The following is a 22332-nucleotide window of genomic DNA, read 5'->3' as shown; positions in this document are numbered from 1 at the left end:
TGTTAGTTTTCCCCTTCCTTGCTTGGTTTGAGTTGATTTTTTTCAAAATACTTGCAAAAATGCGTGAGCGTGCATTCCTCACATTTTGGTTTTCTTGCTAGGCAAACGTATCGACCATGTAGGATAAGCCAATGATGGGCGATGTGAATGTGCTGTTTGGGAATGTGTTTGATCAGTTGTTTTTCGACTTCCAAGGGAGTCTTGGCAGTCAAGGGGACCAATCCAAGTCTACGGGAAACCCGAAAAACGTGCGTATCCACAGCCATGTTGGGCTGATTCCAGACCACTGAGGTGATGACATTTGCGGTTTTACGCCCCACGCCAGGAAGCTTGACAAGTTCCTCTACAGTTGAGGGTACTTCTCCTCCAAAGTCTTCGATCAGCATTTTGCCCAGTCCGATCAGGTGTTTGGTTTTATTGTTTGGGTAGGAAATGGAGCGGATGTAGGGAAAAAGCTCATCAAAGTGTGTGGCCGCTAGGTGTGCCGCTGTGGGAAAATGCTTAAAAAGCTCCTGGGTGACAATATTCACTCGCTTGTCTGTGCACTGTGCAGACAGTACAACCGCTACCAATAGCTGAAATGGATTCTCATACTGTAGTTCCGTTTCCGCAATGGGCATATTGGTAGAGAAATGAGTGATGAATGCCTCGTATCGCTGTTTTTTGAGCATGAATAGGTTCTAGTTGGAAAGGGGCGTTAAGATAGGTATAATTGAAATATTGTCCCGATAATCATCGGGATGGAAAATTGAGAAATTAGTCCAAAACTTTCCTCCTAATGCGTTACCTGATTTTCATCTATCTCATCCTCTCTTCTATGACGCAAGAAATATACGGACAATCCCGACCTCGAGAATTGGGGGTTCCATTCGGAATCCTTCCTACTGGGCCTCTCAACGCGATCACCGATGTAGGAGGATTGAAGGTTGGACATTTCACCAAGATCGAAGGAGAAAGCATCCGAACAGGAGTCACTGCCATATTGCCGCATGGCGGAAATCTTTTTCAGGAGAAGGTACCTGCTGCGATTTTTGTCGGCAATGGCTTTGGCAAGCTTGCTGGTGTCACGCAAGTCCAAGACCTAGGCACGCTGGAATCTCCTATCATTCTTACCAATACCTTGAGTGTAGCAGCGGGGATTGAGGGAGTGGTGAAATACGCTTTGGCGCAGCCCGGCAATGAACAAGTCCAATCGGTCAATGCGGTCGTAGGAGAAACCAATGATGGGTATCTCAATGACATTCGTGGAATGCATATCACTTCTGATGAAGTAATCCAAGCTATCGAAAAGGCCAAGGGAAGTCAGGTAGAAGAAGGAAATGTAGGAGCCGGAACGGGCACGGTGTGCTTTGGTTGGAAAGGAGGAATCGGAACTTCCTCTCGAAAGCTCCCGGAAAGTTTGAGAGGATATACCGTTGGCGTGTTGGTTCAGACCAACTTTGGAGGAAATCTGCAAATCGCCGGTGTACCAGTAGGTGAAAAACTTGAAAAATATCCCTTCAAGGATGCACTTGAAAAATCCGATGGAAGCTGCATGATTGTGATTGCGACCGATGCGCCAGTTTTGGAGCGGAATCTCGAACGAATGGCCCAGCGGGCCATGATGGGCTTGGCCAAAACTGGAGGCATCGCCTCCAATGGCTCGGGAGATTATGTGATTGCTTTCTCTACTGCCGAAGACTTGCGAGTACCACATTCAAGTCCTTCACAATCACTTTTAAAAGCTGAATACCTTGGAAATGACGACATGACTGCTCTTTTCCTTGCTGTAATCGAAGCCACAGAAGAGGCGATTGTCAATTCACTCTTTGCGGCAGAAACTATGCAAGGAAAAGATGGAAGAAAAGTGGAGGCTTTGCCAAAGGAAAAGGTCTTGGAGTGGATTGGTTCGAAGTGAATTAAGAAATGGATGAATTCCAAAGGAGCATTCCAAGAAGAAATATTCCTAAAAGAAGCATCAGAACAGAAAGGAAAGTGGCGATGGAATATCGGCTTCCAGCATAGCTTTTTTTAAGTTTTGCCATGCTTTGCCAGTGTTGTATCAGGGAAAGAATTATCACTAGGATGGCAATAACATACAGAATCAAAGCCATTTCCCTTCCAGTAAACTCTTCGAAAAGGAGTTTTTTGCCTGATTCGAGCCGATTGAAGAAAAACTCATAGGCCCCGATTCCGATAGCCAGAAGGGTGAGCGAGGTTCTCACCCAAGCTAGTTGAAGCCGCTCAAATGCTGCCCGAATACGCTCCATCTGAAGGTCCTTTTTGCCTTTTTTGGAGTCTGGAATTTTTTCAGAATTGTCTTTTTGAATGATTTCCATGAATTGATGAAGGGTTCATACTTGCTGATTGCTGTCTTGTAAAAGTTATTGTCTATTTCTGAAATAATATTAAAATTTTCTCTTGATTTTTAGGGGGTTGAATTAAATATCAATGGAAAACGAAGAGATCAAAAAGCAACAGGACCTAACCTGGTTGGAAAACCTCCAGAAAAACAGCTGGGAGCCAGAGGTGATTGTATCAGGTATTTCTTTAGCCGTTTTATTCATCATTCCATCCAGTCTTTTTGATTATTCCATTATTATGATCCAGGATTATGGGCTGGAGCATATCCCGGCGCTTTTGGTCTTGATTTATTTTTCTTTGATCATTTCTGTATTTAAGATATTTCTGATCACTCATTTATTCCTTCGTTTTATGTGGGCAGGCATGTTGGGAATTACTTATGCATTTCCCGAAGGAGTATTGAAAAGTAAGCTGTTCAAATTTTCTCAGGACTTGGAATACCCACACCCACGAGTCTATTTATTAAATTTGGAGCGATGGTGCAGTATGATCTATGGATATCCCCTGTCCGTAGTGATTCCGATTTTTTCAATTACTGCCTATCTTATTTTTCTTATCGGGATATACTTGATTTTCAATTTAGACTTTCAGATAGTTTACCTATTCTTTATCCTTTCCATTTTTGGTGTATTAATTATCGGTTCGATTTTTAAAAAATTTAAGCTAAAGTCCCTTATAGGTACCAGTATGAACGGAACCATCGGGGCTGTCTTCTCAAGTCATTTAGGCAAATGGACAATGCTTTGGGTTTCATTGGGATTGGTAGTAGCTGCTATACCGTTTATTTTGTCTGATTTGAAGGGATTTTCCTATTTTCAGCCGATGACCAATCTAGATGAGGAATTTTATGATTGGCCCGACCAATCCCGCTATTTCGAAGAATACAATACCGAGAAAGTCCGGTTTCCGAGAGTTTGGACTGAATCTATGAAAGTGAGTGGGGATAATCTGAATCTATATCTGGCAAAATATGCTAGAGATGAGCAAGATTTGCCTCGCTTACAGACGCTTTTGTCCACAAATGATAATGATACCTTGGGTTGGGAAAAACTCGAAAAAGTAGAAGACACTTATCTGATTTTTTTGAATGACTCCTTGGTAACAAACGAAAAGTGGATGCTAACTACCTCAGGAATTACTGGTCAAAAAGCCTTTTTTGGAATTATTCCTATTGCCGACCTTCCCAAAGGCATCCATGAGGTCCGTGTTGAAAAACTGGTCTATATTCCACCTTTTGTTTTTACAGGAAATGAACTGCGAAACAGAAAGCGTTGGGCGAGATTTAATTTCATCAAGGAATAGCCAAAGCTACATTCTGATCCTCCACTCTTTAGGATAGTAGTTATTCAGTCGGTTTCCGAGATTTTTGACCCAGCCAAGTGGGAGGTTTTGATAGGTCATGAGCACCCAACCAATAGGCAGATCGGGGATTTCCTGATCGTTTTTTCGGAGAAAATCCAAGGCTTGGGCTAGGTCCACTTCGAAAGAAGCGAAGCCATTTTTTGGCAAGGTGGATAAGGCCCATTCGTGCGAAGGAATCCAGTCATTTTTCTGTTTTTTACCCAATTCCACTCCAAAATACCGCAAGCTCAAATGCAGTGCAATCCGCTCAAAATGCCTGAAAAATTGCTGATCGATTCTAAAAATTGAGTCATTGAGGCTGTAGTATTTTCCTTTCCCTTCAAAGCCTAATTCTGAATCAAAGGCAATTTCTTCGCGTTCATTGATGGATTTTAGCACGGGATGCTTGAAGTCTTTAATCTTCCCAGGTTCTTGGGTGGAAGCAGAATCAGGACGCTTAAGAATGGTGATAAAAAAGCCTTCTCCTTCTACCTTATGCGGAAAAAATCGATAACCGAAGAAAGTGCCGTCAGGTGTTTCAACTTTTGATTCTATGATGTTCCAACTTGGATCGAGGGGAATTTGAACAGGTTCGAAAGCGAATTCTTCGGTAAGAAATTGGATCATTTCCTCATTTTCCTGCTCATTGAACGTGCAGGTGGAGTAAATCAAATATCCTCCCCCTTTGACCAAAGCGCCGGCTTTGTCCATGATTCGCTTTTGGCGGGAAGAGCAGAGCAGGACATGATCTGGCGACCATTCTTCCCGTGCTTGGGGATCTTTTCGAAACATTCCTTCACCGGAGCATGGGGCATCTACCAAAACGAGGTCAAAAAAACCTTCCAAGGGCTCAAAATGGTCTGGGTCATTATTGGTCACAATGATATTGCCCAAGCCCCATTTGATGGCATTTTCTTTTAGGATTTGAGCTCGGGATTGGATGACTTCATTTGCTATAACGATGCCTTCATCACCTAAATAGGTAGAAAGTAAGGTGCTTTTTCCGCCAGGTGCTGCGGCTAAATCGAGGTAAATTCCTTTGGGAATCTGTAGGCTTTTCAAGACATGCTCTATAAACATGGAGGAGGCTTCCTGCACGTAATACGCTCCCGCCTGAAATGCCGGATCGAGTGTGAAGCTAGGTCGCTCTTCGAGGAAAAACCCATTTTCTGTCCAAGGAATGGGTGAAATTGGCCAGCTTGGAGTAAACCGCTTGCCAGGATTCAAGCGAATGGATGTGCGAGGGGATTGATTGACTGCGGCTTTGAACTTGTCGAATTCTTCTTTCCCCAAAATAGAAATCATCTGAGATTCGAAGGCAATCGGCAGCTGGATATCGGACATAGGACAAAGGTAAGTATTCAGTCGCAGTAGACAGGAAGAGAAGTCAGAAAGCTAAAGTATGAAATCTAAACTTGCGCTGTTCTGGAGTGTAAAATCTATTTTTGCCTACTGAAAACTGCCACCGCCTACTCTAAAATCTGTAACTTAAAATAAAACTCGAGACCAAATGGAACTTCTCACAAACATCGTCACTGGCCTGGTAGCCGCACTTCACTTGTATTTTTTATGGTTTGAGATGTTCGCTTGGGAGACGACAGGGCGGAAGATATTTCGACAGATGCCTGCAGAATTGTTTCCAAAGACCAAAGCTTTGGCGGCAAATCAGGGCTTGTACAATGGATTTTTAGTTGCAGGATTGGTTTGGTCCTTGGTGATCTCTGATCCAGTTTGGGCAGATAAAGTAGCCTTGTTTTTTCTGACTTGTGTGTTGATCGCTGGAATATATGGGGCAATCACTGCGAGCAAAAAGATCTTCTTTGTGCAGGGATTGCCAGCGCTGCTGGGGATTTTGTTGGTTTTGATTTAGTCCTCCTCAGAGCCGCAGAGAACGCGGAGAGAATTTTCCTCACAGATTACTCAGATCAACACAGCTGAATTTCCGATATAACTAGACTTAATAAAGGATCTTAGTCAATTCGATTTTCAAGGAAAATGGCGAGATCTATCTTTATAAAAACTTAGCAAACGCTGACCCTTTGCGGTGAGCTCAAAAAAAAGAGGCTTTCGCCCCTTTCTTAGTTATCATCGTCTTCTTCGAAATCATCCTCTTCATTCATGTCAAACATCGAACTGAAGAGGTCCTTGAACTGAAGTCCGGTGTCCAGTAGTTTTTTGCTCAGTTGAGAGTATTCAGCCAGCCCGTGTAGCGCAAATTCCATAAAGAATTCCTTTTCTTTCTCAGGTAAGTTTTTCACCAATTGGGTGACCACGTCTTCCAATCCCGGTATGGTGTGAAGCAGGCTTTTGTATTCCTTATCCGGTTGAGATGCTAAGATATCCAGCACATTTCCCTCCCCAAACCAAGCCAAAGGCAGTACATAAGGATTGCCTTTTTTGTCTTTTTTGCTTTGCTCCGGTGAAGGAAAATAGTTGATAAATTGGGTTCGGATCGCTTTTCCAATCAAGTTGTAGGCAACCAAACCCGCGCCTTCCTGTTCGCCTTCGTAGACCAATTCGACTTTTCCTGTGATCGCTGGAATCACGCCAATCAAGTCAGCAATTCGCACCATCGTGTTGGACTCACCATTTTTATAGAGCCGTCTTTCCGCTGCGGAAATCAGGTTTTCATAAGCAGAAATAGTCAATCGGGCCGAAACACCGCTTTTCTCATCCACAAACTCAGAACCTCTCGCTTCGATCGCAATCTGCTCGATCAGGTCTTTCATCAGTTCCGGAACATAGATATTTTCAACTGGTTTCCCTTTCAAATTGGCTTCCTGAGCAGTGATCCTTCGACCGATTTCTATCGATTTTGGGTAGTGAGTAATGATTTGGCTCTCGATTCGATCTTTCAAAGGCGTCACGATACTTCCTCGATTGGTGTAATCTTCCGGGTTTGCAGTAAAGACGAACTGAATATCCAGAGGCAATCTGAGTTTGAAACCTCTGATCTGAATGTCACCTTCCTGCAAAATATTGAACAAGGCAACCTGAATCCTTGCCTGCAAATCAGGCAATTCATTGATTACAAAAATGGATCGGTGAGATCTAGGTACCAATCCATAATGGATCACCCGCTCATCGTTATAGCTGAGTTTCATGGTCGCAGCCTTGATTGGGTCCACATCACCGATCAGATCCGCCACCGAAACGTCGGGAGTTGCCAGCTTTTCCGTGTAGCGATCTTCCCGGTGCCACCAGATGATGGGTGTATCGTCTCCTTTTTCTTCGATCAGATCTTTTGCAAAAGTGGATAGCGGCTGCAAAGGATCATCGTTGAGTTCGGAACCGAAAACAACAGGAACATATTCGTCCAGCAGATGAGTCATCATACGCGCAATTCGCGTCTTAGCCTGACCGCGAAGACCCAGCAAGTTGATGTTGTGACGGGAAAGAATGGCTCGCTCGATGTCTGGAATTACGGTGTCTTCATAACCCCAAATGCCTTCAAAGACATCCTCTTTTCGCTTGATTTTCAAGATAAGATTATCGCGAAGTTCTTCTTTGATGGATTTGGAAGAGTATCCTGAAGCTTTGAGCTGGCCCAGGGTTTTGATTTGCAAGAGTTGGTGACCTGTTAGTTTTTGGTAGTCCATGCTTAGAAGCGTTTGGTTCGGTTTCGTCTGTAATCTTCAAAAATTAAATCTCCGAGCCCTTTGAGGCTGGAGTAATAGGCATTTCCATTGTTGACTTTGGTGAATTCCTTGACGAATTCCTTCAAATAAGGATCTGAAGCGATCATGAAAGTAGTCACGGGAATTTTCAGCTTTCGGCATTGAGCCGCCAGTTTCAGCGTTTCTGCCAGGATTTTGCTGTCTATCCCAAAAGCATTTTTGTAGTATTTGATCCCCACTTTCAGACAAGTCGGCTTCCCGTCGGTGATCATGAAGATTTGCTTGTTCGGATTTTTTCGCCGGCGAAGCAGATCCATGGCCAGTTCGAGACCAGCAACGGTGTTGGTGTGATAGGGTCCCACTTGCAGGTAAGGCAAATCTTTGATTTCGATCTGCCAAGCGTCATTGCCAAAAACAATGATGTCAAGCGTGTCTTTTGGGTAGCGTGTTTTTATGAGTTCGGCGAGCGCCATCGCTACTTTTTTGGCAGGAGTGATCCGATCTTCTCCATACAAAATCATCGAGTGGGAAATATCGATCATCAGCACCGTGGAGGTTTGTGACCGAACTTCATTTTCCATGACTTCCAGATCATCCTCGGTAAGCAGGTAATCGCCTGAAAAACCATGGTTGGCTTGAGCATTCCGGAGTGAATCTGTCAAAGCGATTTGGTCGAGGTTATCGCCAAATTCAAAAGCGCGTCGGTCGGTTCCCCGCTCGTCTCCCGTGCCAGAATGGGTGGTTTTGTGCTGACCGGATTTGCCCCGCTTGAGTTTGCCAAAAATCTCCTCCAGCGCATTTTTTCGGATGTTTTGCTCTGCTTTTCCGGTGATTTTAAACTCGCCCTTTTGATTTTCCTCGGTGAGGTAACCTTTCGATTTCAAATCCTCGATAAAGTCGCCAATTCCGTAGTTGGGATTGGTCATATTGTAGCGCTTGTCCAAGTTGGTCAGCCAACTCAAAGCTTCTGCGACATCGCCACCGGTCATGGTGACGAGCTGCAGAAAAATGTTCAGCAGGTTTTCAAACGTATTCTTTTCCGGATCCTGTGGCGGTATGTATTGGGTAAAGCGAAAGCCTTTCATAAATAGATGCTAGATATTAGATACAAGACACAAGATTTATTAGCTATTAACTGGTGTCAAGATGTTTAGATGAGTGATTTTGCTATCACTCAAGGTCTAACAAATAGGTAGGCAATGGAGTTTACCATTTCAAATTATTTTCGAAAAAAGATGAAAAACTATCTCAATGTAGTCGGAATCGTTACGGGAGTTTTGATCCTGTTTGTCACCTTGATCCAGTTTAATATCGCTCAGGTATTGATTTGGGCAATATTTTTAGCTGGACCATTATTGATTTTGTGGATGGTGTGGGCAGTCTTGGCCGCACCGGTGGAGATCAAGGAAACTTTTGAAGAGCAATGGTATCAGGATCGAGAGGAACTCAAGAGAATAGAATAATGCCTAAATTTCGGTTGTGACCCCAGCCGAAAAAAACGCCCTAGTCCTAAAATCCACCGCTAAGCGCTTGGGGTTTGACTTTTGCGGGATTGCTAAAGCTGAATTTTTGGAGGAGGAAGCACCAAGACTCGAAGAATGGCTGAACCGGAATTATCAGGGAAAAATGGCCTACCTCGCCAATCATTTTGATAAGCGACTCGATCCTACCAAATTGGTTGAAGGCGCAAAAACTGTCGTTTCCCTCATTTATAATTACTACCCTGAAAGGCAGCTTCCGCATCAACCCAGTGATATCAAACTCGCCAAATATGCCTACGGTGCCGATTACCATGATGTGATCCGGGCTAAGCTCACGGAATTTTTGGAAGTACTTCGTGAAGAAATCGGTGAAATCAACGGCAGATCTTTTGTCGATTCAGCACCGGTGATGGAGCGACAATGGGCTCAGAAAGCAGGCTTGGGATGGATCGGGAAAAACAGTCTGCTGCTTAATCGAGAGATGGGAAGTTTCTTCTTTCTGGCTGAGTTGATCATTGATCTTGATGCTACTCCAGATCTTCCCTTGGCAAAAGATTACTGTGGTACTTGTACGGCTTGTATTGACGCCTGTCCGACCGACGCCATTGTACAGCCTGAGGTAATCGATGCCTCTAAGTGCATTTCCTACCTCACGATTGAATTGAAAGAAGCAATACCCAACGAATTTGCAGGGAAAATGGAAAATTGGGCTTTCGGATGTGATATCTGTCAGGATGTATGTCCTTGGAATCGCTTTTCCAAACCGAATTCTGAGTCGGCTTTTCAACCCAATGCAGCATTGGCGGGCTTTTCCAATAAAGAGTGGACTGAAATGACCGAAGAGACCTTTACCCGTGTTTTTGCAAAATCAGCAGTGAAACGAGCTAAATTCTCAGGCCTGAAAAGAAATATCGATTTCTTGCAAAATGAAAAAAAGAGCTGAATTTCTCCAAGCTCCTTTTGATCGGTTAAAAAACCTACCTCAGTTTCAATACAACGCGTTTTCTCCCGTCTTTCAGCCAAAGTTCTCCTCCCGACAATTGATAGTATTCTACCGAACGAAGTGCTTCGAGGTATTTATTTTCAAAAGCCTGATTCTGACAGGCCATCATCGTTGAAGCGAGATTGCCGAATTTCAATGAGTTTCGTTTTCCGATTTCATACGGACCATAGATCCTGTTGCAACTACCATTGCCAGTGACCATTTTTTCTGCAGCATTAAAAAAAAGATGTGCATCCTGAGGTGAGTTTGAGATCTGTACCGGTACCCCCAGCATTTCTACAGCGGTCCATTGTTTATTCACCCATTTGGTATCAGGAAATGAGGATTTGCATGAAGAGAATGTCCCAATCAACAGCAGCGCTACAATCACAAGTTTTGTCTTCATCATATAAGAGTGGATTTAGTTTATTACTCATATACGAACAGAAACAGCGCCAAAGGGCCATTTTGGCCTGATTTTTTTGAATTTAAAAAGCTTTCAGACTGATATCCAGACTACTTACAGAATGTGTCAGTGCCCCCATTGAGATGTAGTCAACCCCACATTCTGCGACTTGGGAGAGTTTTTCTTCGGTAATTCCACCAGAAGCTTCAGTTGAAAATTTCCCGTCAATCATTCGCACAGCTTCGCGCATGGTGGCATAGTCCATATTGTCAAGCATGATGTAATCGACCCCGCCTACTTCCAGGACTTGCGATACTTCGTCGAGACTTCTAGTTTCAATTTCGATTTTTAGACTGAGTTGATGATCGGATAGGTAAGTTCTGGTTCGCTCAATGGCCGACCGAATTCCCCCTGCAAAGTCGACATGGTTGTCTTTGAGCATCACCATATCATAGAGTGCAAACCGATGATTTACCCCGCCACCGATGAGGACGGCCCACTTTTCCATCAGGCGGAAATTGGGTGTCGTTTTTCGGGTGTCCATCAGCTTGGCTTTGGTATGGGAAATCAGCTGATTTAGACGATGGGTTTTGGTAGCAATGGCACTCATCCGCTGCATGCAATTGAGTACCAGACGCTCTGCGGATAAAATGGAGGCCGATGGTCCTGAGACGATCAAGCCAATGTCTCCTGCTTGTACCTCGTCACCATCTTTTTTGAAAAATTCCACGTGTAGTCCAGCGTCAACAGCTTTGAATATTTCTCCGGCGAGCTCTACCCCGGCTAGAATGCCTGAGTCTTTGATGAGAAGTTTCGCTTTTCCCATTTTCCCTGAAGGAATGGAAGCTAACGAAGAGTAATCTCCAGGCCCAATATCTTCTACTAGTGCGGATTGAATAAAGTGATTGAGAGATTCAGGCGTCAGGTAGGCAGGCTTCATGCCTCAAAAATAGCCAAAAAGAGCGGCTTGAGACGATTGAAATTAGCTTTTTACAAAGTCTAGACTGTAAATTCGAAATCCTGATGAATTCTGGGATACTTTGATAAATACCTTGAATCTGCCTTGATTGCTCGCATACTCGCCGATGTAAGTGCTTAGGCTTCCTGGGTTTTCATTTTGAAAGATCAGCGAAAATCCCTGAGATGGATTTTTTTTGAAAAAATCCCGGATGACAAGCTCTGCTTGATTTTTGGAATATTCACCTTGCTGGCCGTTGACATTCATGGAGATACTCGAATCAAAATAACGGGCTAAGTCACTACTGGAACCACTTCCAATGGCCGAAACAATCGGATCGATGGACTCTGAAGGATTCAGCTCAATTACAGGAGAATAAATCCATAAAAATAAAGAAAGGATAAGACTAAGGACTGGCATTACCCTCGTTTGGCAAATTCCAAGCCAAAAAAAGAAGGGAGAACTTCAATTTTTAGAATACCAAATCCTGCAAGACAAGTCATGTCATAAATGATTACCTCAGGAAGTTTGGACTGAAAAGTAATATATTTGCCCCATGGACAAGAAAGTTTTATTGATGATTTTGGATGGTTGGGGCATTGCCACCAATCCTGCAGTTTCTGCAATTGACAAGGCGAAGACACCTTTTGTAGACAGTCTTTATACGAAATATCCCCATGCCAAGCTGGAGGCATCCGGACTTGCAGTTGGCTTGCCAGAGGGGCAAATGGGGAACTCTGAAGTCGGGCACATGAATATCGGTGCCGGACGGGTCGTATATCAGGATTTGGTAAAAATCAATCTGGCTGTAATCAATGGGGAACTCAATGCTCATCCGGTTTTATCAGCCGCTTTTGCTAAAACCAAAGCCGCAGGCAAAAAAGCCCATTTCATGGGCTTGGTCTCTGATGGTGGTGTCCATGCGCATATCGATCATTTAAAAGGACTCTGTAATGCTGCCAAATTTCATGGAATGGACCAAGTCTATATCCATGCCTTCACAGACGGTAGAGATACAGATCCAAAAGGTGGAATAAAATATCTCGCCGATCTACAGGAATTCCTGACCGGCTCAGTAGGCCAAATAGCTTCTGTGGTAGGGAGATACTATGCCATGGATCGGGACAATCGCTGGGAAAGGGTCAAGCTTGCCTATGATGCGATGGTCAATGGCGAAGGAGAAAAATCAAAAGATATCCTGGCTGCGATCAAAAAATCCTATGACAACAATGTCACCGATGAGTTTATCCGACCAATTATTCATGTTGGCTCCAATAACAAGCCTCTTGCAACCATAGCAGAAGGTGATCTGGTGATCTGCTTCAATTTCCGAACTGATCGGGGAAGAGAAATCACCCAAGTACTGACCCAGCGGGATTTTGAGGATTTCAACATGAAAAAGTTGAATCTGGACTACATCACATTTACGCAGTATGACACTACCTTTTCCGGAGTTCAGGTCCTCTTTGAAAAGGATAACCTGAATAATACAATCGGAGAGGTTTTGGAGCGAGCAGGGAAAAAGCAGATCCGAATCGCCGAAACCGAGAAATATCCACACGTGACCTTCTTTTTTTCCGGAGGAAGAGAAACAGAATTCACGGGGGAAAGCAGAATCCTCTGTCCTTCACCTAAGGTAGCTACCTATGATCTCAAGCCCGAAATGAGTGCTTTTGAGATTGCTTCCAAAATCAGTTCGGAGCTGAAAAAGAAGAGCGCAGATTTCATCTGTCTTAATTTTGCAAATGCCGATATGGTCGGACATACAGGAGATTTTGATGCCGCTGTAAAGGCTTGTGAAGCCGTCGATACCTGTGCTGAGCGCGTTGTTTCTACTGCATTGGAAAATGGATATACGATCATTGTCATCGCTGACCATGGCAACTCCGACATGATGATCAATGAAGACGGTACGCCAAATACCGCACATACGACTAACCTTGTTCCTTTTATTCTAGTCGATGGGGCTGAACAGATCCACGTATCGGATGGAAAACTGGGAGATTTGGCACCGACTATATTGAAGCTGATGGGAATAGAAATTCCTGCAGAAATGACTGGAAATATACTCTTGAAGTAATGAGATTTAAGAATTACCTGATTCTAAGTGTTCTAGTTTGGTTGGCCTGGTCTTGTGCACCAGAGGGAGAAAGAAAAAAGCTGGAAAAGCTCCCTTATTTCAATCTGAGTGGATTTTTTGATGTCGAAATTCCCAAAATTGCCGGAGCGACCGTCATCAAAACCTCCCGAGTCAACGGTGAAGAAAAAACGGTGGAGCTCGTGTATTCAGAGGAAAATTGGAAAGAAGAGTTTGCAGCTTTCTATGATGCAGATATCAATTCACCTTCACTTGCTCAGGCGTATTCCACGGATACCAAATACGAATATTTGATCCATGAGCTATTGCCGGAGGCTAAAGGCAAGGTGAAAGAAATAAAAGTCAGGTATGCTAAAGATTATCCCTCATCCATTACTTTTCATTCCAGAGAGGAAAATCTTTTCTTTTTTTCCTCCACTATTGGAGAGTTTCATTTGAATTTGGCTACCAACAAATTGGATCACTATTCGATAGAAACCACTCAAAAAGTGTGGTTTTTGAAACCTACAAACATTAAAATATCAGGTGTCATAAAGTAATCTTGATCCATACCAGCAAAAAGGCCTTTGATTTCAAAATCAAGGGCCTTTTTTGTGTTCTATCAGCAGTTACCTCAGGTTTATTTGTCAAACATCGGGGGACGCTTGGCTTGCCAGTCGGTATTCTCCTGAATCAGCCTACCGAGCATAATCAGCTTTTCTTCTTCAAAAAGATTGGCTAAAAGTGTAATCGAAGTGGGACTGCCGTTGGCCGTGAAGCCATTGGGCATGCAAAGTGCGGGATGACCAGTCAGGTTGGTAATTTGAAGCTGCTGACCAGCAAAAGAAGGAGTAACGATGACGTCATATTCCTTCATCAATTCGTGCATTTCCTCGATCAACAGGCTGCGCTGTCTGCTCATTTGCACGTATTCCACGGCAGGAATGAATCGTGCTGCACGGAAGATGTTTGGCCAGGAGTTTTTGCGCTGGGCGACGAGCTGATCATCGAGATCCAGTCGGGTGAGCTCGTCAAAGGCTGCTGCACCTTCCACCAGAAGCATGTTCACAATGGGTCCGGGATTCATGCTGGTTTTGAGTTCAAGAGGATGAAGTTCGATCCCCTGAGCGTTGAGCACCTCGAGTACTTCCTGATCATTTTTACTGGCACGATCTCCTTCAAAGTAAGCCTTGAAATAGCCTATTTTAAGCTTTTTCACATCCTTTTTAGCCGAATAGTTAAATGCAGCCGGGATGGTGGATGGGTCTTTTTCATCTTTACCATTCAATACCGCAAGCACGATGGCATTGTCCAGTACTGATCTGGAGATAGGTCCTATTTTATCCATTGACCAGCTGAGGGCCATTGCTCCGTACTTACTGATTCGGCCGTAGGTAGGACGTAGACCCGTGACACCATTCCGAGTGGAGGGAGAGACGATGGATCCAAGGGTCTCTGTGCCAATCGCAAAAGGCACCAAGCCTGCACTTACCGCAGAAGCTGATCCGGCAGAGGATCCACTGGATCCTTGGGTCAGGTTCCAGGGATTTTTGGTGACTCCTCCGTACCAAATATCGCCCATTGCCAAAGCACCCAAGGTGAACTTTCCAACCAAAACTCCCCCTGCATCATCCAGTTTTTGCACGACCGTGGCTGTTTTATCGAAGGATTGATCCTTGTATGGATTAGCTCCCCAAGTAGTTTTGGTTCCTTTGACTGAGAGTAAATCCTTTATTCCATAGGGTATGCCGTGAAGTGGCCCGCGGTATTTGCCGACTGCTAGTTCTTGGTCCATTGCCCGGGCTTTTTCTAAGGCGGATTCTTCCAGTAGAGTGATCAGACACTGAAGGGTATCCGAGTAGGTTTTGATCCGGTCAAGATAGATTTTAGTGAGTCGGGCTGAGGAGATTTTTTTGTTTTTGATCAATACGGCCAGCTGGTTGACCGGCAAGTAGGCGATATCGCTTTCCTTGTCTGGGAGGTCCACTGTAGAAGGCAATCCCCAATCCTGATTTTGTTGGTCCTGACTTGGATAAAAACCTTGTGGCAGCGGATTGAAAATCAAAGCAGGAGCAACTGAATTTTCCAGTTTTGTTTTGCGCAGGATTTCAAAATTATCCCGTTGGGTAGTCAAGGCGCTGATCATGCTGTCTTTTTCTGCAGGGGAAAAAGAAAGGCCTATGAGTTCAGCCGCTGATTCGATGGAGATTGGGGTGATATCTCCGGCTTTTCTTCCTAAAGTAAATCCCACCAATAAAAATACTGAGGCGAATACGATAAGAAAAGCTCGGGATTGAGGGCGGTTTTTTCGTTCCATTGGATAGTTTTGTATTGATACCAAACTTAAAGCACCGGAAGGTGTTTAATTCGACCCAAATATTCAAACCACTCATGGATCAAAATCCTTCAAACCCATTCTTCCCAATGCACTTTAGAGGATTGCTACTTTTAGCAGGGATGTATACCATTGCTTGGTCGGCATTTTACAAGTGGTTTGGGACACAGCTGATCCAATGGTTGGCGATGGGCAGCGCTGACCTCTCTGATCTTCCGGCTTCTTATTTTGGGACGTTTGGGATTGTTGTTGGATTGGTGATTTTTGTTTCTGCTTTTTATCCGGTGAGCTGGGTGTGGTTGATTTTGGCGGGCATTACTGGCAAAATTATCTCTGCCATTTGGTTTACCTTGGGATTTGCACCGGATTTGGGATGGAACAAGCGGAGTATTTTTCACCTCATTTTTAATGAGCTGATTTGGCTGATTCCATTAATTCTGATTTTTCTCCGAAGTCTTCAAGTGAAAAATTACCTCAATGAAACTGAACGAGCTGATGAAAAAAATTAACCCCTAGCAGCTAGAGGTTATTTTTAAAAAAACAAAAGCCTTCGTTGAGAAGGCTTTTTTTATACTTATTATAGAATCAAAATCAAGAGCAAAAGAATGATGATAATCGCACCAACAGATAGGTAAACACCATTTCCGGCTTGTTTGGCTTCTTTTTTCATCTCCTTTAGCTCGAGACGGACGGATTTGACTTCGTCTTTGCTCATCGATTTGAAATCCATCGCTTTAATCTCTTCAAGCCTTTGTTCCATCTCGGCGAGGCGTAGTTGTTGGGCTTCAGTGAGCTCTTTTTTCGGGTCGTTTTTTGGCGTTGCTTCTACAAATTGCACACTCAGAAAAATTGCAAGAATGGTAAGTACCTTTTTCATATTTACGTTTAGTTAAAATTTACACGAATTAACGCGCTCAAAAATAGCTCCAAAGTCTGTCAACTCCTGACTTTACTTCAAATCCGTAGACTTCCCTACCTGAAAATTGGTAACTTAGAAGCCTTGATTTGTTTAAAATTTTCAAAAAACCAGTTCTCTAGAAATGTCCCAAATGCAAGCCCATAAGCTATTTTTATTAGACGCCATGGCTCTGATCTACAGGGCGCATTTTGCGTTCAGCAAAAATCCCCGAATCAATTCCAAAGGATTGAATACAGGCGTTATGCTGGGATTTACCAATACATTGGTGGAAGTATTGGATAAGGAAAAACCTACCCACATTGGGGTAGCCTTCGACACTAAAGCCCCCACTTTTCGTCACGTACAATACGAAGCCTATAAAGCCAACCGCCTAGAACAGCCTGAAGATATCACAGTTTCTATCCCATGGGTCAAAGAAATTGTGAAAGCTTTTCGCATTCCGATTTTGGAAATGGATGGATTCGAAGCGGATGATATTATTGGAACGTTGGCCAAAAAAGCCAAGCGAGAAGACTTCACCGTGTACATGATGACTCCAGACAAAGACTATGGCCAGATCGTGGAGGACCATATTTTTCTTTACAAACCGGCATTTATGGGAAACGGAGTAGATGTGATGGGCCCCAAACAAGTGTGCGAAAAATGGGATATCGATCACGTGGACAAAGTAAGGGATATGCTAGGCCTCATGGGCGACGCGGTAGATAATATTCCGGGAATCCCGGGCATAGGTCAAAAGACTGCGGTCAAACTTCTCAAAGACTTTGGCACTGTAGAAGGCCTGATCGCCAATGTCGATAAACTCAAAGGTAAACAGCGTGAAAATGTAGAGAATTTTGGGCAGCAGGGCATCCTTTCCAAAGAACTCGCAACCATCAAAATCGACGTCCCGATAGATTTTGTGGACGAAGATCTCAAATATGACGGAATCGATGAGGAGAAGCTACGGGCGATTTTTACTGAACTCGAGTTCAGGACACTAGCTGCACGGATCTTCAAAGAGCCTACTGCCAAAAAAGCCACCCTCATTGCTCCTGCGCAGATGGATTTGTTTGGGGCTGCTGCTCCTGTCGCTGCCGTTGAAGACCCAGCTGAGGATTCCTCCGCTGATGAGCAACTAGAAGTCGGCCCGCCACCTGTGTTGGATACGATTTGGTCCAACGTGCACCATTACCACAAGGTCAAAGGCAAATCAGAAGTCTCAGAACTGGTGGAATTCCTCTTATTACAAAAGGAACTCTGCTTCGATACAGAAACTACCGCACTCGATGCGATGCAAGCGGAACTCGTCGGGCTGTCTTTTTCTTACATTCCGGGTGAGGCGTACTACATCCCCGTATCTGATAATCAAGATGATACGCAAGAGATCTTAGAGCTTCTCAGACCTGTTTTTGAAAATGAGGCAATTACCAAAATCGGACAAAATATAAAATACGACATGCTCGTGCTGAAAAATTACGGCATCGAGGTGAAAGGCGTACTTTACGATACCATGCTCGCACACTACTTGATCGAGCCTGAGGGGAAGCATAGCATGGACTGGCTTGCGCAACAGTACTTGAATTACATGCCGGTCTCAATCACAGAATTGATCGGGAAAAAAGGCAAAAATCAAGGAAATATGCGGGATGTGGACGAGGATGAAGTCACAGCTTATGCTTCCGAAGATGCAGATATTACCCTTCGGCTCAAGGAAAAATTTGACCCCATTTTGAAAACAAATGGTCTGGTAGAGCTCTTTGATCAGGTTGAAAATCCGTTGATCCGAGTCCTGACCGCAATGGAGTTTGAAGGAGTCAGAATCGATACGGAAAGCTTGGCTGAGCTATCTACACTACTGGAAACAGAAAGTCAAGAGATCGAAAAGAAAGTCTATGAGCTCGCAGGAGTCCGGTTTAATCTGGCTTCGCCAAAGCAATTGGGTGATGTTCTTTTTGAGAAATTGAAGCTGGATCCAAAAGCAAAAAAGACCAAAACAGGACAATATGCCACGGGTGAAGAGATTCTCAGCAAATTGGCAAACGAGCACCCTATCGCAGAGGCGATCTTGGACTACCGACAAATGGTAAAATTGAAGTCTACCTACGTGGATGCTCTGCCGACGATGATCAATCCAAAAACAGGAAGAATTCACACCACTTACAATCAATTTGTCGCTGCGACAGGTCGACTTTCCTCCATCAATCCAAACCTCCAAAATATCCCTATCCGAACAGCTAGAGGCCGTGAAATCCGAAAGGCTTTCGTCCCTAGGGATGAGAATCATGTGCTGCTTTCAGCCGATTATTCCCAGATTGAACTTCGCCTGATGGCTGCTTTTTCGCAGGACGAATCAATGCTGGAAGCGTTCAAAAACGGTCGCGATATTCACTCCACCACAGCGGCCAAGATCTTCAAAGTTCCTTTGGAAGAAGTGACTTCGGATATGAGGAGAAAGGCCAAAACAGCCAATTTTGGGATTATATACGGCATTTCGGCGTTTGGCTTGGCCCAGCGATTGTCAATACCCAGAGGTGAGGCGAAGGAGATCATTGACGCGTATTTTCAGGAGTTCCCAGCAGTAAAACAATACATGGATGGCGCAATCGAGAAGGCACGAAAAGATGAATACGTTGAAACTATTCTTGGGCGCCGCCGCTATCTCCGTGATATCAACAGTCGAAACATGACGATGCGGGGATTTGCTGAGCGAAATGCCATCAACGCGCCGCTTCAGGGCTCAGCAGCGGATCTCATCAAAGTAGCCATGATCCATGTCTACGAATGGATGAAAAAGGAAAACCTAAAGTCCAAAATGATCCTGCAAGTGCACGATGAATTGGTTTTTGATGCACACAAAGATGAAGTGGATTTGCTCAAAAAGAATATTCCGGGACTCATGTCCAATGCCATCAAACTTGCCGTACCGATCGAAGTAGAAGTAGGTTTAGGCACAGATTGGCTTCAAGCACATTGATTTATTGTATCAAGTATCAAGACGCATGTATCAAGACAGAGACAAGAAGCGAGAAGCAAGATTTGTGTTTCTGGAATTTAGCCATAAGTATCAAGATGTAAGGCTTTACTGTCAGGCTGAGCGCCAGCCTGTCCGGAAGGCAGAGAAGCCAAATTAAAAGGTATTAACACTATTTTGTAAGTAGAAGGAGCTGAAAAGTGTGACTACTATTCTTTTTCTTTGAAGTTCTCCATACCCTCGTAAATCAAAAATCGTAATTCGTACCTCCAAATGGCTAAAGTAAAAACCACCTTTTTCTGTCAAAACTGCGGTGCTCAAAGTCCCAAATGGATCGGCCGATGTCCTGCCTGTGGAGAATGGAATACCTACGTGGAGGAAATCGTCCAAAAAGAAGAGACAGGAAAGGGAAGCTGGAAACCCCAAGGTACTGGAATAAAAAAGGCCAATTCCCCACAAAAAATCAGCGAGGTAAACTACGAGGAGCAAGCCCGCTGGATCACTGGCGATCCTGAATTGGATCGTGTACTTGGAGGAGGAATTGTTCCTGGGTCTTTGGTGCTGATCGGCGGGGAACCTGGAATCGGCAAGTCGACTTTGATGCTGCAGATTGCCTTGATTTTGAAGGGGAAAACGATCCTATACGTCTCCGGTGAGGAAAGTGAAGCTCAAATCAAAATGCGTGCGGATCGGATGGAAGCCAAAAATCCGGATTGCTACGTTCTTTCCGAAACAAACACCCAGCAGATTTTCCAGCAGATCGACGTGCTCAAACCTGACTTTTTGGTCATAGATTCCATTCAAACATTGAATAGCCAATACGTCGAATCAGCAGCGGGATCTGTTTCCCAAGTGCGAGAATGTACCGCTGAGCTGATGAAATTCGCCAAAGAAACCGGAACACCTGTTTTCCTGATTGGGCACATCACCAAAGATGGGTCCATCGCCGGACCAAAAGTCCTCGAACACATGGTTGATACGGTTTTGCAATTCGAAGGAGATCGGCATTTGACCTATCGGATCCTTAGGACTTCAAAGAATCGATTTGGCTCGACCCATGAACTCGGCATCTACGAGATGCGAGCGGAGGGTCTTCGCTCGGTTTCCAACCCTTCGGAGATTTTGCTGACTCAGCGGGAGGAAGTCCTGAATGGAGTCGCAATCGGAGCGATGATGGAAGGGAATCGCCCACTTTTGATTGAGATTCAGTCTTTGGTCAGTCCGGCGACTTACGGCACACCCCAGCGAAGCAGTACCGGTCACGATGCCAAGCGACTAAATATGCTTTTGGCTGTCTTGGAAAAACGTGGAGGAATGCGCTTGGGCCAGCAAGATGTGTTTTTGAATGTGGCAGGAGGACTTCGGGTCGATGATCCGGGTCTGGACTTGGCGGTCTGTGCATCGCTGATTTCCAGCTATGAGGATACGCCGGTTTCTGAGAATATTTCTTTCGCAGGAGAAGTGGGATTGGGAGGAGAGATTCGTGCAGTTTCCCGCATCGAAAACCGGATCGCAGAAGCAGAAAAACTCGGCTTCAAAAAAATAATGGTGTCCAAATATGCTGTCAAAGGACTTGATCTGAAGAAATTCAAAATCGAAGTCATTCAGGTCAGCAAGCTTGAAGAGATGTACCAGTTGATTTTTTAAATTTCTAATTTCAAAAACCTAACCACCAAACTCATTCTATTTTGTCCACTAAGAATCAAAGAATTGCCATCCTAGGAGCAGGGGGTCTAGGAGCCTGTGTCGCTTTAGAACTGTCCCAAAGGGGATACAAGGTAGATCTCTACGAAGAGCATTCAGCCCCCCTTAAAAAAGCCAGCTACGCCAATGAAGGAAAGGTTCACGTAGGGTTTATCTATGCTATGGATAAAAGTTTTCATACGGCAAATAGCATGTTGATCGGAGCAGTTCATTTTATGGAGTACCTCCAGCGCTGGGTAGATGTGAAACCCGAGGAAATGATTTCTTCCCCTTTTTACTACCTAGTTCACAAAGGTTCCCTCTTAAACGCCACCGAACTGAATGCTCATTACCAAAAATGCTGTCAGGTATTTGCTGAGTTATCAGGCGGAGGAAAGAAAAAATATCTCGGGCTGTTTGATTCGCTTGAGGCGAAATTATTGCCGAAGTCCAAGATGCAGGATATTGGGAATCCCGAGTTTATCGATGATATTTTTGAGACGACTGAGTACGCTGTAGACCCAAGGTATATCGCAGAGAAATTAACTGAGGCGATTTTATCTGATCCCAATATCAACCTCATTTTAAATACAAAAGTCGAAGCTGTAGCCAAAGTCAAGGAGCGCTTGAAAGTGATTTCTCGAAATGCAGGTTTGCAAATAGAAGAAGAGTATTCAGATGTGATTAATGCCACATGGAATGGGCTGTTAGAAATAGACAGGACTATGGGCATCGAACCCCTTGGAAAGTGGTCGCATCGCTACAAGTTTGCAAACAAAATCTTGGTGCCACTCGAAAAACAAGATTTGCCTTCCACAACGATAGTGCTCGGTGCATTTGGTGACACAGTCAATTTTCTCGAAAGAGGCGTATTCATGTCTTGGTATCCAGTAGGCCGGACTGGTTGGTCGGAGGATTATCGGCCGCCAGATTGGGATACTATATATTCAGAAGATGAGCGAATGGATGTTTTTCAGCGAAGTTTTGAGGCGCTAAAAGAACGGGTTCCAGCATTGGGCAACTTGAAATTTCCACTAGAAGCAGTCGACCCCGTTGGTGGAGACATACTGGCCTTGGGCACTGTGGATGTGGATAAAAATGAGAGTAGACTGCATGAGCGATTTGAGGTTGGGATTCGATCCTTTGGCAACTATCACACTGTCGATACAGGGAAATATACCATCATCCCCTACTTGGCGATGAAGGTCGCCGACAGACTAGAGGGAAAAGGCTGAGA

The 22332-nt window shown here is 44.3% G+C and carries 21 protein-coding genes; 11 read left to right on the top strand and 10 right to left on the bottom strand.

Annotated elements, in window-relative coordinates:
• Positions 1–2: 2 nt before the first annotated feature.
• A complete protein-coding gene (gene nth / locus DK188_RS00380) occupies positions 3–671 on the bottom strand; it encodes an endonuclease III (protein ID WP_111668804.1) in 669 nt (222 codons plus the stop codon).
• A 107-nt stretch (positions 672–778) separates the two neighbouring features.
• Between nth and DK188_RS00375 the strand changes: the two genes are divergently transcribed.
• Positions 779–1897: a DmpA family aminopeptidase gene (locus tag DK188_RS00375; protein WP_111668803.1), complete on the top strand. Its 1119-nt coding sequence runs from the start codon at positions 779–781 to the stop codon at positions 1895–1897.
• Position 1898: 1 nt separating this feature from the next.
• On the opposite strand, the gene DK188_RS00370 is transcribed toward DK188_RS00375, so the two are convergent.
• Positions 1899–2318 (bottom strand): YidH family protein, encoded by a 420-nt coding sequence (locus DK188_RS00370; RefSeq protein ID WP_111668802.1) that lies wholly within the window; start codon positions 2316–2318, stop codon positions 1899–1901.
• Positions 2319–2430: 112 nt separating this feature from the next.
• Between DK188_RS00370 and DK188_RS00365 the strand changes: the two genes are divergently transcribed.
• Positions 2431–3645: a hypothetical protein gene (locus DK188_RS00365; RefSeq protein WP_111668801.1), complete on the top strand. Its 1215-nt coding sequence runs from the start codon at positions 2431–2433 to the stop codon at positions 3643–3645.
• 6 nt (positions 3646–3651) lie between these two features.
• On the opposite strand, the gene DK188_RS00360 is transcribed toward DK188_RS00365, so the two are convergent.
• Positions 3652–5028: a methyltransferase RsmF C-terminal domain-like protein gene (locus DK188_RS00360; protein ID WP_111668800.1), complete on the bottom strand. Its 1377-nt coding sequence runs from the start codon at positions 5026–5028 to the stop codon at positions 3652–3654.
• Positions 5029–5194: 166 nt separating this feature from the next.
• Here DK188_RS00360 and DK188_RS00355 point away from each other — a divergent pair, with 166 nt between their 5' ends.
• Complete coding sequence (locus DK188_RS00355) at positions 5195–5554, top strand: DUF1304 domain-containing protein (protein ID WP_111668799.1); 360 nt, start codon at positions 5195–5197, stop codon at positions 5552–5554.
• 208 nt (positions 5555–5762) lie between these two features.
• Here DK188_RS00355 and DK188_RS00350 read toward each other — a convergent pair whose 3' ends face one another.
• Both DK188_RS00350 and DK188_RS00345 read right to left on the bottom strand, forming a co-directional pair.
• Positions 5763–7283, bottom strand: a complete 1521-nt coding sequence (locus DK188_RS00350; protein WP_111668798.1) for a P-loop NTPase family protein — start codon at positions 7281–7283, stop codon at positions 5763–5765.
• 2 nt (positions 7284–7285) lie between these two features.
• The gene (locus DK188_RS00345) at positions 7286–8386 is read right to left on the bottom strand and encodes a vWA domain-containing protein (protein ID WP_111668797.1); all 1101 of its coding nucleotides are present in this window, start codon (positions 8384–8386) and stop codon (positions 7286–7288) included.
• 150 nt (positions 8387–8536) lie between these two features.
• Here DK188_RS00345 and DK188_RS00340 point away from each other — a divergent pair, with 150 nt between their 5' ends.
• Together DK188_RS00340 and queG are read left to right on the top strand one after the other, a co-directional pair.
• Positions 8537–8764, top strand: coding sequence for a hypothetical protein (locus tag DK188_RS00340; protein ID WP_111669355.1), 228 nt, complete (start codon positions 8537–8539; stop codon positions 8762–8764).
• Between the two features lie 16 nt (positions 8765–8780).
• Positions 8781–9725: a tRNA epoxyqueuosine(34) reductase QueG gene (gene queG, locus DK188_RS00335; protein ID WP_111668796.1), complete on the top strand. Its 945-nt coding sequence runs from the start codon at positions 8781–8783 to the stop codon at positions 9723–9725.
• A gap of 34 nt (positions 9726–9759) precedes the next feature.
• Here the strand turns inward: queG and DK188_RS00330 are convergent, their stop codons facing one another.
• The 3 genes from DK188_RS00330 to DK188_RS00320 all read right to left on the bottom strand — a co-directional run bounded on the left by DK188_RS00330 (position 9760) and on the right by DK188_RS00320 (position 11548).
• The gene (locus tag DK188_RS00330; RefSeq protein ID WP_111668795.1) at positions 9760–10173 is read right to left on the bottom strand and encodes an META domain-containing protein; all 414 of its coding nucleotides are present in this window, start codon (positions 10171–10173) and stop codon (positions 9760–9762) included.
• Between the two features lie 79 nt (positions 10174–10252).
• The gene (nadC, locus tag DK188_RS00325; RefSeq protein WP_111668794.1) at positions 10253–11110 is read right to left on the bottom strand and encodes a carboxylating nicotinate-nucleotide diphosphorylase; all 858 of its coding nucleotides are present in this window, start codon (positions 11108–11110) and stop codon (positions 10253–10255) included.
• A 42-nt stretch (positions 11111–11152) separates the two neighbouring features.
• A complete protein-coding gene (locus tag DK188_RS00320; protein WP_111668793.1) occupies positions 11153–11548 on the bottom strand; it encodes a DUF4783 domain-containing protein in 396 nt (131 codons plus the stop codon).
• A 136-nt stretch (positions 11549–11684) separates the two neighbouring features.
• Between DK188_RS00320 and gpmI the strand changes: the two genes are divergently transcribed.
• On the top strand, positions 11685–13208 hold the full coding sequence (gene gpmI, locus DK188_RS00315) for a 2,3-bisphosphoglycerate-independent phosphoglycerate mutase (protein WP_111668792.1): 1524 nt from the start codon (positions 11685–11687) through the stop codon (positions 13206–13208).
• Positions 13208–13765, top strand: a complete 558-nt coding sequence (locus DK188_RS00310; RefSeq protein WP_111668791.1) for a hypothetical protein — start codon at positions 13208–13210, stop codon at positions 13763–13765. The genes gpmI and DK188_RS00310 overlap by 1 nt, the downstream gene beginning before the upstream one ends.
• An 80-nt stretch (positions 13766–13845) precedes the next feature.
• Here DK188_RS00310 and DK188_RS00305 read toward each other — a convergent pair whose 3' ends face one another.
• Positions 13846–15522: an amidase gene (locus DK188_RS00305; RefSeq protein WP_111668790.1), complete on the bottom strand. Its 1677-nt coding sequence runs from the start codon at positions 15520–15522 to the stop codon at positions 13846–13848.
• Positions 15523–15629: 107 nt separating this feature from the next.
• Here DK188_RS00305 and DK188_RS00300 point away from each other — a divergent pair, with 107 nt between their 5' ends.
• Positions 15630–16049 carry a hypothetical protein gene (locus tag DK188_RS00300; RefSeq protein WP_232825625.1) on the top strand — a complete coding sequence of 140 codons (420 nt, stop codon included), beginning with the start codon at positions 15630–15632 and terminating at the stop codon, positions 16047–16049.
• Positions 16050–16117: 68 nt separating this feature from the next.
• Here the strand turns inward: DK188_RS00300 and DK188_RS00295 are convergent, their stop codons facing one another.
• Positions 16118–16417: a hypothetical protein gene (locus tag DK188_RS00295; RefSeq protein WP_111668788.1), complete on the bottom strand. Its 300-nt coding sequence runs from the start codon at positions 16415–16417 to the stop codon at positions 16118–16120.
• Positions 16418–16580: 163 nt separating this feature from the next.
• Between DK188_RS00295 and polA the strand changes: the two genes are divergently transcribed.
• The 3 genes from polA (at position 16581) to DK188_RS00280 (ending at position 22330) form a co-directional block, all read left to right on the top strand.
• Complete coding sequence (gene polA / locus DK188_RS00290) at positions 16581–19415, top strand: DNA polymerase I (RefSeq protein WP_111668787.1); 2835 nt, start codon at positions 16581–16583, stop codon at positions 19413–19415.
• A 270-nt stretch (positions 19416–19685) separates the two neighbouring features.
• The gene (gene radA, locus DK188_RS00285) at positions 19686–21059 is read left to right on the top strand and encodes a DNA repair protein RadA (protein ID WP_111668786.1); all 1374 of its coding nucleotides are present in this window, start codon (positions 19686–19688) and stop codon (positions 21057–21059) included.
• Between the two features lie 41 nt (positions 21060–21100).
• Complete coding sequence (locus DK188_RS00280) at positions 21101–22330, top strand: FAD-dependent oxidoreductase (RefSeq protein ID WP_157963133.1); 1230 nt, start codon at positions 21101–21103, stop codon at positions 22328–22330.
• Positions 22331–22332 lie beyond the last annotated feature (2 nt).

It is taken from the genome of Algoriphagus litoralis (assembly GCF_003259255.1).
In the GTDB taxonomy this organism is placed as follows: Bacteria; Bacteroidota; Bacteroidia; order Cytophagales; family Cyclobacteriaceae; genus Algoriphagus; species Algoriphagus litoralis.
The sequence above is the reverse complement of the archived record's forward strand: the minus strand, read 5'-3'. Positions and strand labels throughout refer to the sequence as shown.

What these genes read in the sequence shown, in the direction of transcription:
- nth (WP_111668804.1), bottom strand. Translation starts at nt 671, where the DNA reads ATGCTCAAAAAACAGCGATACGAGGCATTCATCACTCATTTCTCTACC.
- DK188_RS00350 (WP_111668798.1), bottom strand. Translation starts at nt 7,283, where the DNA reads ATGGACTACCAAAAACTAACAGGTCACCAACTCTTGCAAATCAAAACC.
- polA (WP_111668787.1), top strand. Translation starts at nt 16,581, where the DNA reads ATGTCCCAAATGCAAGCCCATAAGCTATTTTTATTAGACGCCATGGCT.
- nadC (WP_111668794.1), bottom strand. Translation starts at nt 11,110, where the DNA reads ATGAAGCCTGCCTACCTGACGCCTGAATCTCTCAATCACTTTATTCAA.
- radA (WP_111668786.1), top strand. Translation starts at nt 19,686, where the DNA reads ATGGCTAAAGTAAAAACCACCTTTTTCTGTCAAAACTGCGGTGCTCAA.
- DK188_RS00305 (WP_111668790.1), bottom strand. Translation starts at nt 15,522, where the DNA reads ATGGAACGAAAAAACCGCCCTCAATCCCGAGCTTTTCTTATCGTATTC.
- DK188_RS00310 (WP_111668791.1), top strand. Translation starts at nt 13,208, where the DNA reads ATGAGATTTAAGAATTACCTGATTCTAAGTGTTCTAGTTTGGTTGGCC.
- DK188_RS00370 (WP_111668802.1), bottom strand. Translation starts at nt 2,318, where the DNA reads ATGGAAATCATTCAAAAAGACAATTCTGAAAAAATTCCAGACTCCAAA.
- DK188_RS00320 (WP_111668793.1), bottom strand. Translation starts at nt 11,548, where the DNA reads ATGCCAGTCCTTAGTCTTATCCTTTCTTTATTTTTATGGATTTATTCT.
- DK188_RS00345 (WP_111668797.1), bottom strand. Translation starts at nt 8,386, where the DNA reads ATGAAAGGCTTTCGCTTTACCCAATACATACCGCCACAGGATCCGGAA.
- DK188_RS00300 (WP_232825625.1), top strand. Translation starts at nt 15,630, where the DNA reads ATGCACTTTAGAGGATTGCTACTTTTAGCAGGGATGTATACCATTGCT.
- gpmI (WP_111668792.1), top strand. Translation starts at nt 11,685, where the DNA reads ATGGACAAGAAAGTTTTATTGATGATTTTGGATGGTTGGGGCATTGCC.
- DK188_RS00330 (WP_111668795.1), bottom strand. Translation starts at nt 10,173, where the DNA reads ATGATGAAGACAAAACTTGTGATTGTAGCGCTGCTGTTGATTGGGACA.
- DK188_RS00360 (WP_111668800.1), bottom strand. Translation starts at nt 5,028, where the DNA reads ATGTCCGATATCCAGCTGCCGATTGCCTTCGAATCTCAGATGATTTCT.
- DK188_RS00355 (WP_111668799.1), top strand. Translation starts at nt 5,195, where the DNA reads ATGGAACTTCTCACAAACATCGTCACTGGCCTGGTAGCCGCACTTCAC.
- DK188_RS00375 (WP_111668803.1), top strand. Translation starts at nt 779, where the DNA reads ATGCGTTACCTGATTTTCATCTATCTCATCCTCTCTTCTATGACGCAA.
- DK188_RS00295 (WP_111668788.1), bottom strand. Translation starts at nt 16,417, where the DNA reads ATGAAAAAGGTACTTACCATTCTTGCAATTTTTCTGAGTGTGCAATTT.
- DK188_RS00340 (WP_111669355.1), top strand. Translation starts at nt 8,537, where the DNA reads ATGAAAAACTATCTCAATGTAGTCGGAATCGTTACGGGAGTTTTGATC.
- DK188_RS00365 (WP_111668801.1), top strand. Translation starts at nt 2,431, where the DNA reads ATGGAAAACGAAGAGATCAAAAAGCAACAGGACCTAACCTGGTTGGAA.